Origin of the sequence: Hymenobacter sp. BT491 (genome assembly GCF_014349165.1) — a bacterium.
Classification (GTDB): Bacteria; Bacteroidota; Bacteroidia; order Cytophagales; family Hymenobacteraceae; genus Hymenobacter; species Hymenobacter jejuensis.
Genome location: NZ_JACSJJ010000007.1, coordinates 70,426 through 82,615, shown reverse-complemented (window position 1 = coordinate 82,615; position 12,190 = coordinate 70,426). Strand labels below are relative to the sequence as shown.

Below are 12,190 nucleotides of genomic sequence, written 5' to 3'. Positions count from 1 at the left end.
AAAATTCATTTTAAATGTAACGCGTGCTAATTCGCATTAATGCGAATTAGCACGCGTTACATTTAAAATGAATTTTGTGGTAAGCAATAGAGGCACATCACATCTTTATCACTTAAAGAATACCTAACTAACACACTTAATGTTAGTATCACTATTGGCGTTTGAGGATGCGCACTATTTTGCGAAGGGTAGCCAGCAGCATGATCAGATTGAGGCGCACCGACTTGAGGCGGGCGGCGAAAGACTTACCGACGAAGGTAACGCCGCTTCACTTTTCAAGCAGCGACTAACTTTCCAGGATCGGACAGCGGTCAATCTTTTTCAGGACGACACATGGGTCTGGTCTGTCGCAGGAAAACGGATGTATTCTGCGACAGACCAGACCCATGCCGTGTGCACGGGTTCGGTGGCCTCTGGGGCCCGGTGCCCGCCGCGGCAAAGGCAAGGCATTCGGGGCTCCCCGATCCCGCCTAGCCAGCGCGTCGGAGAGCCGTGGAACTGACGCTGGAAGCGGCGCAGGTTCCGGCCCTGTCCACGCTTTCGGGGTGACCCGTTGAGCGGTAGGCGCCCTCTATAAAATCCGGCGCAAGTACTTGTAAATCAACCAAAAACCTGTACTTACAGTATGCGATAAGCCCTATCCCGATCCGTATACTTTGTCTCCTATTTTCTTACTCGTATGCTACCTTTTCCTTCCCGCACCTGGCGGGGGGCGGCCCTCCTGCTGCTGGCTTCCCTCAGCGGGTGCCAGGACCTGCTCGAGCAGGTTTTTCCCGCGCCCGCCCCGACGCCCGCCTACCCCACCCTGGGGCAAGCCATCTCCTTCTTCGCCGTGTCGCGGGCGGGCACGCTCGACGCCTACTCCACGCAAGCACCAAACACGCGCACGGCCTCCGTGGCCCTCACGGGCCTGCAAAGCGGCGAGCGGCTCTTGGCCTTGGACTTCCGGCCGGCCACGGGGCAACTCTACGGGCTGGGCAGCACCAGCCGCCTGTACCTGCTCAACCCGACGACGGGGGCGGCCCACGCGCTGGGGTCCGGCGCGTTCAGCCCCGCGCTGGCCGGTACCGTAGCCGGCTTTGACTTCAACCCCAGCGCGGACCGCATTCGCGTCGTTACCGGCACGGGCCAGAACCTGCTGGTCCACCCTGACGACGGCACCTTCGTCGAAGAAGGGCGCGTCGAGCCCAGCAGCGTGCGACTTTCCGCGGTGGCCTACAGCAACAGCTGGGCGGACGCGACTTCCACCACCTTGTATGCGGTGGGCGGGGAAAGCACAGGGAATACGCTCTACCGGTTGGACGCGCCGGCTACGGGCCTGCTCACGCCGATTGACCCGCTGGATTTTAGCGGCTTACCCCTGCCGCCCACCACTTCGAGTATCCCGAACCAGGTGTACGCCATGGACATTGGGGGCACCAGCAACAGGGCCTACGCGATCAGTAGGTTTTCCGGCTTGTCCGATTACGTGGTGAGCACGGTCAACCTGCAGACGGGCACGCTGAGTTTCGCCCGTCTGCTCACCTGGCCTCCTAGTGAACCTACCGAGATCATTGCCGTGGCCGTGGGACCGGGCTTTTGAGCCTGGATGGCCTTCCACTCCAAAGCGCCCACTTTCAATTGGTGATGGCGGGCCGTTTGCCCTACTGCTTGCCCAGCGATTCTGCTTAGGTGTGGTAGAGAGAGCGCCGCTTACAAGTGCCGCGGTTGGTCGGGACAACGTGGCCTTCCCTGCGCCTAACGATTCCGTCTTACGTGCGAAGAGGGTGTACGAGCTTGTTCCACACGCTTCGAGCTCGAAAATCTTCTTGGCCTGTGTTCATCTGCCGGCTACCGTGTTATGGTTCCGTGACCGTTAGCCCTTCCTGTTAAAAGGTGCGCTAGCGCTAGCCGTAGAAATTTTCGCTGGAATCAGTAGATTGGATTACTGCGGCTTACGGGCTGCGTTCCAAGGCAAATAGCGTTTACATTTAAAAAGAGGGCGAAACGATGGCGCGGGGATGGGCAGGGCAATGGCTGGCATTTGAGGAGGTATGCCAGCTCCGGCCCGGGGACAGGATCCTGGAAATAGATGATGCTCCTTGGGGCGGCCGCGTGGCGCTGGTGGTGGTCACGGTGCCGCAGGTCTCGGGCGACGGGACAGCGGACGGTCGGCAGGTAACCTTCATTGCATGCCCCGAAGTCGAGGGGCAGGAGATCGAGTACCTGTTGAGCGAAAACTACTACCCGCATGCCGCCCGCCTCTACCGACCCGCACCGGAAGCCGAAGCAACCGCACAGCCCACCGAACCCCAGCCCACCGTTGCCCCGCGCCCCGGCCTGGGCGAACTCGACATCCCCGACGCCCTGGACGCCCTGTTCCCGCTGGGGGAGCTGCTGGCCAAACTCAATGCAGCCGGGGCGCTGTTTCTGCCGGGCTTTACCGGCGATATCGTGTTGAACGCCCGCACCGGAGAATGGGTGATTTGCACCCCCGACCACGTAGAACTGGACGCCTTCGCCCCCGCGAAAGCGGCCGGGCAATTTGCCGGTTTGACCGGGGAGCCGTTCCGGGCCCTGCTGGCCGGCTACGCCCGCCGCGCCTACCAGGTGCTCGAACCGGCGTATCCCGGCTTTACGCACAGCCTGCTGGCCCACCTGCTGCCCGTGCCGGTGCCCGTGGCGCCCAAGCCCCGGCCCCAGTTCCTGGACCTGAGCCGGGTGTTGCAGGCCTACGGCGTCGCCCTCCGGTTGGACGCTTCCGCACGGCGTCTGGCGTTTGCCGCGCCGGCCGTTCCGGCCGCGCCGCCCACCGACGCCGAGCTGTTGCAAGCCACGCTCGTTGTGTTTGCCGCCCAGCTGAACCTGACGGCGTGGTTGACGCAGGTAGCGGCCTGCGAGCCCGCGCGGCCGGTGGCCCAGATCCTGGGCGCTCTGGCCCGCGGCGAGCTCTTCGACCCGGAGTGGGGCGGGGTTATTCCCAAGCTGCTGGGCAGCTACCGCCCCCAGCAGCAGCTGCGCGCGCGCTTGGCCAGCCAACCGCCCGCGCTGGCCCCGCCGCTGGGCCTGTTGGCGGAGGTCTACGCCCGGGCCGGACACCTGGAAGCCATTTACGCGCAGCACGCGGCGTTTCGGTTTCTGCGGGCCATGCTCGACCGACTGCCGCCGGGGCCCGTCGATCCGCCGGCGGAGCGCGGCGCATGGGTGGCGGCCCTGATGGACGGGCTGGACGAGCTGGCGCGCCTGGCCGACGCGCAGGGGCAGGTGGTGCGCTCCTTGCAGTTCGCGCAGGAAGCCCAGATCGCGCTGCAGCTGCTGCCGTGCCCGGCCGAGCCCGCCGAGGCGGAGGCGTGGCTAGCGCGCGTGTACGTGCAGGAACAGCGCTTTGGCTGGAGCCGCCTCGGGCCGGAGACCGTGTTAGACGAGTGGACGGTGTGGAACTACGCCCATTACGCCGGCTCCGCTCGCTTGGCGGCCGAGGCCTTCTGCGAAGCGGCCGGGGCGTGGTACGCCCAAGGCCGGGTGACCAACCAGCTCTGGACGGGCGCGTGGCGGGCGCTGAAGCGGCTGCGCCTGGCCCTGCGGCTGTGCTACGCGCTGAGCCAGCAACAGCCGCTGCCGGAAAAGTCCGTGCGCCGCAGCCTGGAACAGGCCCTGCCGCGCTGGCTCAGCCACTACCAACAGGCGATCAGAACCCTGATCGCGATGTTCATCCGCAACGGCGAGGCGCGCGTAGGGCTTTCCATGTGGGCCGAGTGCGTACTGGACCCCGAAGGGACGGCCTTGGAAGACCCGCTGTTTCAACGTGAATTGGAGGGCTCCAACGCCGTGTACGACGCGCTGATGGCCCACGGCTACGGGCCCGAGGCACTCCAGTGCCTGGGCGAACTCGTCGCGGTCCTGACCGGTGCCCCGGCGGCAACGCGCGCGCCGGGGCACCCAGGCGAAGCGCCCACGCCAGCCGACGAAGGGAAAGTGCCCTCGCCGGCCTACTGTGCCGAAGAAGACCGGGTCTACCAGCAGGTGCTGGGGCCCCTGTTGCGGCAGGAGTACCTGGCTTCGGCCGGCCACGCGCAGTACGAAGACGGCCGGCCCGTGATCCCACCGCCCGACGGGCCATTTGCCCAAGCAGCCGACAAATGGGCCTATTACGAGGCCTACCTAGCCGAGCAACCGGACGCGTACGCGCCGCCGGGAGTTCTGAATCTGGCGCCCACGTTGCGCTCGTTGCCAGACTGCGCCGCCGAATACGGCTTTATGCTGACGGAGCCCACGCTGCCTGAACGCACCCGGTTTCTGCAGGAACTGACCCAAACGCCCGATTTTGCGGCCCTGGTCACCCGCGCATTTGCATCTGTGCACGATACCTGGCGCTACACCTCTTATTGGCGCTACGAACCCTTTCGGCAATACCCCGACCCGCCAAGCAGTTGGGGCCTGCAACTGGGCCTGCAGCTCTCGCGGGTGGGCTTTAACACGGCCCGCGACACGGGCTTCTTCTTCTACGAGCTGGACCATCATACCCACATTCTGTGTCATGTGGCGGTGGTGCGGAAGCAGCAAGGCTGCTGGGTATTAGAAGCACACTAGAAGCACTGCAACCATCCGCGTACAAATGCTTTGCGAACCCAGGGTGGTAACTGGGGTTGCGTTAGTAACTAGACCAAGAATTACGTTAGGCTTTTAGATAAGATAAATTAGCTCGCAGAAGGGTAAGAAACAGGTGCTTAGAACCGTATTGGGCTAGTTAATGAAGCAGCAAAGCAGTTGCTTTTACAAAACGATGTTTTCCAGCAAGCACTTGTAAAACAGTTGCTTATGGCCTTATCGTAATTCTTGGTCTAGTTACTAACGCAACCCCTACAACGGGCATTTTAGTCCCAACCGCCCACGCCGGGCTTGCTCGTCCACTCCGACCGCGGCGGGCAATACGGCGGCAACGCTTATCGGCAACGGCTGCACGACCACCAGGCCGTGCGTTCGCAGAGCCGACGCGGCGAGGGCGACGGCAACGCCCAAGCCGAAAGGCTGTGGTCCCGCCTGAAAACAGAGGCCCTCGAAGTCCGCGAGCGGCCCGTTTTTACCGATTTAGCCGACGCGAAGGGCAGCATCGCCAATTAGTTTGACTACTACCGCGAGCGCCGGCCTTCCAGCATCGGCTACCACACTCCGTATTCTACTCCCCAACAGCTTCTTCCACTTAGTACCCTACACGGTCCAGCGTACCTAGACCACCTCACGTTAAACCGTAGCGGCTTCGCTGTCGGCTCTTTCTGGAGGGGCAATCGTCAAAGCATATTCGGCGGCGGCTTTCTCTTGCAGGCGCAACAGCGCCCCCAGGTTCTTGAAATAAAGCCGGCGGTAGCGGTCCTGCACGGTGTCGAGCAGGCTGACAAAACCGGTAATCCAAGCAGCCGATAGAACGGCACTACTAGGAAGCGAAGTGGCCTGTAGCAGGTAGTCACCGACGGTTGCGAATCCCTCCAGGTGCCGCAGGGGAAGCAGCGCAGACTTTTTGCTCGTTAACAACAAGACCACCATTTGCTGCTGCAGCTGGGCCAACTGCGTAAGATAAGCCCGGCACTGGCTTTCATTAAGCGGACGACCGATAATTTCCGGTAGTAGCTGGTGCAGGCTCCGCAACGAGGCTTGCGTTAGCGCGAGGCCCAGACGCAGGTGCATTTGCAGCGCATAGCGGCTACGCCAGCCGGGCTGTCGCTCGGGCAGGCACCCCAGCAGGCGCCAGTGCAGGGCCGCAGCGCGGCGGTCAAACTCTTCCAACCAGCGCGCGCTGGCCTGGCCCTCTTGTTCAATCTGCTTGATAACGCCGGCGGCATGGCGAGCCGGAAAGGGTACGCCAGCCACCTCAAACGTGGCGTCGCGCACTTGCTGGCTGGCAAACAGATGCAACCTTTGCAACGCCTTTTGGCGCTCTTTGACTTGCGCCATTTGCCGGTGCAGCTCCGGGCCATAGAGTTCCGCCCGCAGAGCGAGCAACGCCGGGCCGGTCGGCAGCTCCGCGGCCAAAGCGTCGAGCGCCTCCACCGCTACGGCTGTAATCAGGCGCGTATCGTACGTTTCGGCGTAGCACGGATCGTACGTCAGCTCCTCTGTTTCGGCCGACAAAAAGGCTTCTACCTCCCTGGCTGGTTGGGCTTGGCGGTCCTCCGCATCCGCGATGGAGTGACGGTAGAGCTTGGCCGTCACGAGCCGGCGCACTTCGCCGGGTTGGGTAAACAGCAGCCAAGGCGAGCGGGCGTCGGAAGCGGCGGGTACAAAGGGCGAGCGGGCGTGCTGCTCCCGCTGCAAACCGGTCGGATGGCTCGCGTACATGTCTGCTTTGAGCGTCACTTCCTCCGCCGCGAACAAAAACGCATTGGAAGACGCGTGGGCCGCCGCACTGCGGAAGGCCGCCGGCGCCGCCGGCGCTTCAGCCAGGCGGAGGGCTTGGTGGTAGTAGACATCGTCGGTAGCCAAGCCATGCTCCAGGGCCGTAGCCAAGTGGCCCAGCGCTACGTGGTAGGCAGCAGAAGCGCGGTTTATTTGATAAAGCGCGTCGATGATGGCCGAGGAGCCGGCGACCCGCACCGCCACGCGATCTGCCTGAAATTCCATCTCCCGTGCCAAGCGCGCGTAGACGAGGTTCACACCCCGATAGGCGACTTCCAACACCTGGCGCACGAGCCATACCAAAGCCGTCAGCACCCACGCTGCGGCCGAGCCCCAAATGTCCGGCCCGCGCCAGTTGGCCACCACCTCGTCCCACTTATCGCGCCGGAAGACGATGTCGTGCAGCACTAGGTTGGCCGAATAGACGTAGCTGTGAAGCCGCATACTGCGCTGCGCAAAGTGGCCGAACTCGTGGGCCAGCACGGCCTTGAACTCCGACAGCGTCAGGGCATTGACCAAGCCCGCGCCGATAAGCAGGCTCTTGCGCACGGGCCAGACCAAGCTCAGCAAGGGGCGTTCATAGAACACGGCCGCGTTAACTTCCGGCGACAGGTAGATAGCACGGGGCAAGGCGACTCCGGTTTCCGCACAAAGCTGCTCAAGGAAGCCCAGGAGCCGGGGGTGTGCCTCGGGTACCAGCCGTAGCCAATTTTCGCGGCTGGTCTGACGGCCTTTGAAAAGGAATTTCAGCAAAAACACAACCAGCATCCCCGCCGCTGCTACCGCTCCCAAATGCAGGAAAAGAAGCCAGAGGCCATAATGGTCGAAGTAATGCGTGGCTACCCACCACAGCAAGCAACCAGCCCCCATGAGCAGAACCAGGTACAAAGCCACGAAAAGCAAGATGCTCAGCAAGGTCGCGCCTACCATGAGGCCGTAGCCGAAAGAAGGCTTATGGAAATTTGCAGGGACTTGCGCCGGACTAGTAGGATAATAAGCAGTTGCCATTCTTACAAAAGCATAACGGCCGATAGAAACCTAACGCGTTGAAACGAGCTACAACCGCCGGGAGCCAACTACCAAAATATATAACCGATTCTGTATATAATCAATGTTGGCAGGCTTTTCTTGTTAACGAAAAAGGCGGGTGATGCCGCCAAAAAGGAACGCCGTTCATGAATAACTTGTAATTGGGCTAGTTCAGCAGTCCCAGCGCAGCCAAAGGGCTTATTTCGTGGAGCACGGGCCCCTCCCGGGCTAAAAAAGATTCCACCTTCTCCACATCAGCGGCCCTAACCTGCTCAAACAACCCCAACCCAAAGGTTGGGGTCGCGGGGCTCGGCCTGGTGTACGCGCGGCGCTTCCTGCTCCCGCGGGGAGTTCGTTGACTCGCCCGGAGAAGCGTGTGAGTCAACACAAGCGTTGAGATGTCCCAAAAACGGGCGATTTTCCGCTCTCGGCTGTTTACACCCTTACGGAGCAGCCGTTATTTGGATTACCAACCTACTATACAGAGCCAAGTGACGCTGGGTGCAATAACTTGCGGACCTGCCACCCTGAAGCTTTCTTAAGGGCAGAAGAGGGTGGACTCTTTCCTTAGCTGCATTCAGTCGCCTTCCCTTTGCGGGGTGCCGGGTGGTAAGGCGAGGCGAATGGCCTTGGTTTACTCAGATCATTCCGTCTTCTTCAGAAGGGTGACCATAATACCGTCTAAGATAGGGGTGCTGCTGATCTTCCTCTTCGCTTTGCGGCGTGAGGAATTCAAAGTAGATGGTGTTGAAGCTCACGCCGGGCACCTCTTCGAACTCCACGACCGAATGCGAACTGAAAACGCGGGTTTGGCGGACCGTATAAATGCCGCCAACGGTCAAGTGCCGTTTTGCCGCTGCTTGATCCCACTCGGATCCGCGGTGCACAAAGTGTTCCACCAGCCTTACCTTGTGGCCAGGCAAAGCAAAAATGGACATCTGAAAGCTCATGGAAGAAAAATTACAAAGTCTGTGGCTACTCAGATCGCCTTCGTTCTCCTATTAAGGCTTGGGAAGGGCTTACTGCTGCTATGGTTCTGGGGCCGTTAAGAGCAAAGGCACACTCGTAGCCACAATGCCGTAGAATGCGTTTGGTGATTTACCACGCAGCAGGTCAGGTTGCTCGCTATCGTGATTTCTCCGTCACATATGCTTTTTTCGCTGGTCCGGCATCGGCCACCAAATCATCGTAATAGACACTCAGGCGGCTTTCGGTATTGCGCTTGAGTACCATGGCCATTGTAGGCTCCAGCGAAGCGGCTGTGCCCCCCTAGCTCGTATTTGTTTCAAAGGTCAACGGATAACTAAACACGCCGGAGTTGCGCTTGTCATATTCCGCGCTGTAGGTGTTTAGTTGAGCGTAGTCCTCCGTGAGCAAGGAGGCCGCGCATAGGTTTTCGAGCAGGGCATTGGCCACTTTTTTGTTGATTTCGCTTTTCTTGTCGTCCCAGTTGGCCCGGGCCAACTGCTGGACCCACGTAGCCGCCACGGCCTGCACCCGTCCTTTGTCGACCGGGGTCTTGCTGGCCAGCTGCGCTTTCAAGTCGGAGGTGGCTTGGTTAATGGCCGCGTAGGCGGGCGCCTCGCCTTCCAAGGTGTGGAGCGTGAGCCCGACGGGGTAGTCGTGCAGGTTCAGGGCAAAGTCGGCCCGCAGGGCCATCGCCTCCAGCAATTGCTGGCTTTTCTCGGCCACGAAGGCGTTGGCCATGTACCCGTTCAGGTCGCTGGGGTTGTCGAAAGCGCGGGTATCGACCTCGCCGTTGGTTTTGTGGTAGCTCGCCAAGACTTCATCGGTTTTCGGATCGCGCAGCTCATAGCCGGCTTCGACCTTGTAGGTAATCGTATAGTAGGCTTGGGAGATCGCGCCAGAACGCGTTCGGCTGGCGTTGAGCTTCCGGCCGGTCACAAACAGGCTTTTCACCGTCAGGCGCAGCAACAGGTCGCCGTCAGCTTTTTGGTAGGTGAGCCCCTGCAGAACAGGGCGGTTGGGGACACTCATGACTAGGTTGCCCAAATCGTAGTCCACCGAGTAGGAGGCGTAGGGCTGCAAGGACACGGCAGGGGATTTGTGGAAGGTGGCCCAGACGAATTCATTCCGAACTTTTTGCGCCTGTACGGGCTGGGCAAGCCCACCGGCCAAGGCCAACAGCCCGTACGCCAGGCCGCAACGTAAAACATTCTTCATCGGTACTCGAAGCAAAGGGTGGCGAAAAACACATGCAGCAGTTTATCACCGGGCAGACCCGAAGCGCAAGCGACGACGTCGCGGCTTACGGTTAAGGCGTCCGGACGAGGCTCCGTCGACGAGAAAGATCCCAGCTACCTAGGGTGTCGTAGTAGAGAGGTAAGAAAGAACAGTGCAGGAGCGGCCCAACCGAGAGGCCGGAGCCGAGGGCAACGCCAAGGGCGTTGCACGTGCATAGTGATGCATATATCCTTAAGTATAAGCCAACTAACGCTGGAAGGATACCTAATAAATACCTGTTGTACAAACATTTATAAATAAAATGCAAGTAATTATTTTTTACCCTATGCTGGGGTAGCTCATTATCTGCCTTTAAAAACCGAGATATCCTGTGCGCGTTCAAATCGCATTGTAAGGTTTTTGGAAAGCAGGTCCGGCTAATCAGGGTCCGGTGGTGGACGGTGCCTGTAACATTTATGCCCTGATTTTTTGCAAGAAGTTCCCACGGCGAGGGGCATGAGGGCGTAGGTTTCGGCACATCGCCGTGGGGACCTCTTGTATACGGGCTACTTTAGTCGGCTTCCAGCAGCAGCCAGCAGCCCGCATGTTTGTGCACCAACGCTACTTGGCTCAGGATGTGGGTGTGGTAGTCCAAGTTGTAGAAGAACAGGCCTATGTCGCGCGTGGCGTTGAAGCAGACCCGCGTGAGCTGCAGCCCCAGTTGTTGGCCCCAACTGCCGGCCGGCTCGGGGTATTGCCGGTAGGGCTCGTAGCGCCGGTAGGGCTGGTAGAACCTGACGCTGGGCAGGGATGCGGGGGCATAGGCGCGAGGGGGCAAGGCCGTAAACGCCGGCTCTTGGGCCATCGCGTGCAGCAGCTTGGCGTAGTCGGTGTCCGCGGGGCGGCTGAGCAACGCCGCCGCCCCTTGCCCGGGGTACTCGGCCAGCGCGCCCAGCGTCGGGGCCAGGTTCAGCACCCCGGGCGGCGCAAACTCAGTGGGGTGGGCATTTACGTAGGCTTGGTAGTAGGCCCACTTCTCTGCGGGGGGCGCAAACGGCCGGGGCGGAGGCGGAATCGCGGGCGTACCGTCGGCGTCCTGCCCCGCGCAGGCGTCGGTCAAGTACGTCTGCCGCAACAAGGTGCCTAGCACGTGGTGGTAGACTAGGTCTTCCTCCGCTTCGTAGGTGAGCAGGGGGACGGCGGGCGGCCGAAACGGCGTGGCCTCGGCCGCAGCCAGCGCCGCCTCCAATTCGTCCAGGGCCTGGCGCGCCTCGGGGCCGTTGCCGTGCTTGGCAAGCGCTTCCTGGGCCTGCGCGGCCAACACCCCTTCCCGCCGAAACAGCCCGTCGGGCGGGGCCGGGGCATCCGGGCCCCGCCAGCAGCCCACCCACATAGAAGGCCCCTGCCCGCGTTGCTGGCGGCTGCACTCAAGCAGCACGCTCATGCCGGTGGTTGCCTCGCTGTACTGCTGAAGCAGGGCGAGCAGCAAATGGGGGCGGGTTTCCCGCTCCGCCCGCGGCAGCGCGCCCAGCGCGTAGCACAGCCGCAGGGCCGCACTCAGCAGTTCGAGCGCCCGCCACCCGGCCGACCAGAGCAGGTTGGTTACCTGCCCCTGGCAATACCACCCCACAGAGGCTTCCCAGAACGGGCGCATGGCCGCGGCGGCGGCCCCGGCGTACCGGGCAAAGTGCCACACCCGCGCCGGTGTTAACAGGACCGGGGTCTGGTCAAAGTACCACTCCAGCGCCGGGGCCAGGCGCTCCCCCGGGGCATTGCTGGCGAGGCAGTACCAGCCGTGGCGGCGCTCCAGCCCCTGCACGCGCGCCACCCACCTTTCCGCCTGCTCGGGGGTGGCCGGCGCCGGCAGCAGCCGCAGCACGTCCTGGGCGGTCTTCGCCCAGCGCAGCGAGGAGAGCCACTCCCCCTTCGCATCGGCCCAGAGCGCAAGCTGGTCCAGCCCGTCCACCAGCGCGCCGACCCAGGCCGCGCGGCTCTCCGGCCGGGCCAGGCGCAGGCGCAACGGCCGGGGGCGGCGAAACCAGTCCACGGCGTAGGCCAGCGGCCCGCCCCAAAGGGGAGCCGTGAGCTCGCGGCGGGCCAGCGCGCCCAAAACCTGCGCCAGTTCCCGCGTGGGCTCGCAGGCGGCCAGGTGGAGCAACCACGGCGTGGGGTCGAGTTCGGCCAGCACTAGGTCTAAGGAGAGAAGGATCAAGTCCTTGTCGGACAGCCGGGGCCAACCCGACGTGGCGGGCGCGGCAAATCTGAATCGGGGCGGTTCGACGTCGAAGCGCAGGCTCGCGCCGCAGGCCTGCAGCACGCGGTCCAGGTCGAATCCGCTGAACCAGGGCGTGGGAAATGCTGGCACGGGGCTAGGCAGCAGCTGGGCCAGCAAGCGGTCGGTGAAGAACAAGGGTGTGGGGCCCAGCACCTGGTCGGCCAAGCGGGCGTAGCCCGCCAGCAGGGCCCGCAGGGGCTCGCCGCTTATGCCGGCAAACTGGCCCGCGGCTTTCTCGGGGGCGAAAGCGTGCGCGACGATGTGCTCTCGGGAGCGGAGCCACCACTGGCCGGTGCGCGGGTTCAGGCCGATCGCGTCGCTAAAGCCGGGAAG

The 12,190-nt window shown here is 62.3% G+C and carries 7 protein-coding genes; 3 read left to right on the top strand and 4 right to left on the bottom strand.

Features of this window, described 5'->3' with window-relative positions:
* The first annotated feature begins 679 nt into the window (after positions 1-679).
* The 3 genes from H9I52_RS21385 to H9I52_RS21375 all read left to right on the top strand — a co-directional run bounded on the left by H9I52_RS21385 (position 680) and on the right by H9I52_RS21375 (position 5,100).
* A complete protein-coding gene (locus H9I52_RS21385; protein ID WP_187455550.1) occupies positions 680-1,582 on the top strand; it encodes a DUF4394 domain-containing protein in 903 nt (300 codons plus the stop codon).
* Positions 1,583-1,989: 407 nt separating this feature from the next.
* Complete coding sequence (locus H9I52_RS21380; RefSeq protein WP_187455549.1) at positions 1,990-4,569, top strand: hypothetical protein; 2,580 nt, start codon at positions 1,990-1,992, stop codon at positions 4,567-4,569.
* A gap of 309 nt (positions 4,570-4,878) precedes the next feature.
* Positions 4,879-5,100 (top strand): hypothetical protein, encoded by a 222-nt coding sequence (locus H9I52_RS21375; protein WP_187455548.1) that lies wholly within the window; start codon positions 4,879-4,881, stop codon positions 5,098-5,100.
* A gap of 120 nt (positions 5,101-5,220) precedes the next feature.
* On the opposite strand, the gene H9I52_RS21370 is transcribed toward H9I52_RS21375, so the two are convergent.
* The 4 genes from H9I52_RS21370 to H9I52_RS21355 form a co-directional block, all read right to left on the bottom strand.
* Positions 5,221-7,377: a M48 family metallopeptidase gene (locus tag H9I52_RS21370; protein WP_187455547.1), complete on the bottom strand. Its 2,157-nt coding sequence runs from the start codon at positions 7,375-7,377 to the stop codon at positions 5,221-5,223.
* Between the two features lie 659 nt (positions 7,378-8,036).
* On the bottom strand, positions 8,037-8,348 hold the full coding sequence (locus tag H9I52_RS21365; RefSeq protein ID WP_187455546.1) for a hypothetical protein: 312 nt from the start codon (positions 8,346-8,348) through the stop codon (positions 8,037-8,039).
* Positions 8,349-8,667: 319 nt separating this feature from the next.
* Positions 8,668-9,582, bottom strand: a complete 915-nt coding sequence (locus H9I52_RS21360) for a hypothetical protein (RefSeq protein WP_187455545.1) — start codon at positions 9,580-9,582, stop codon at positions 8,668-8,670.
* A 571-nt stretch (positions 9,583-10,153) separates the two neighbouring features.
* The gene (locus H9I52_RS21355; protein ID WP_187455544.1) at positions 10,154-11,410 is read right to left on the bottom strand and encodes a hypothetical protein; all 1,257 of its coding nucleotides are present in this window, start codon (positions 11,408-11,410) and stop codon (positions 10,154-10,156) included.
* Positions 11,411-12,190: the final 780 nt, after the last annotated feature.

Coding starts and splice junctions, on each gene's coding strand:
- H9I52_RS21385 (WP_187455550.1), top strand. CDS start 680: ATGCTACCTTTTCCTTCCCGCACCTGGCGGGGGGCGGCCCTCCTGCTG.
- H9I52_RS21380 (WP_187455549.1), top strand. CDS start 1,990: ATGGCGCGGGGATGGGCAGGGCAATGGCTGGCATTTGAGGAGGTATGC.
- H9I52_RS21370 (WP_187455547.1), bottom strand. CDS start 7,377: ATGGCAACTGCTTATTATCCTACTAGTCCGGCGCAAGTCCCTGCAAAT.
- H9I52_RS21365 (WP_187455546.1), bottom strand. CDS start 8,348: ATGAGCTTTCAGATGTCCATTTTTGCTTTGCCTGGCCACAAGGTAAGG.
- H9I52_RS21360 (WP_187455545.1), bottom strand. CDS start 9,582: ATGAAGAATGTTTTACGTTGCGGCCTGGCGTACGGGCTGTTGGCCTTG.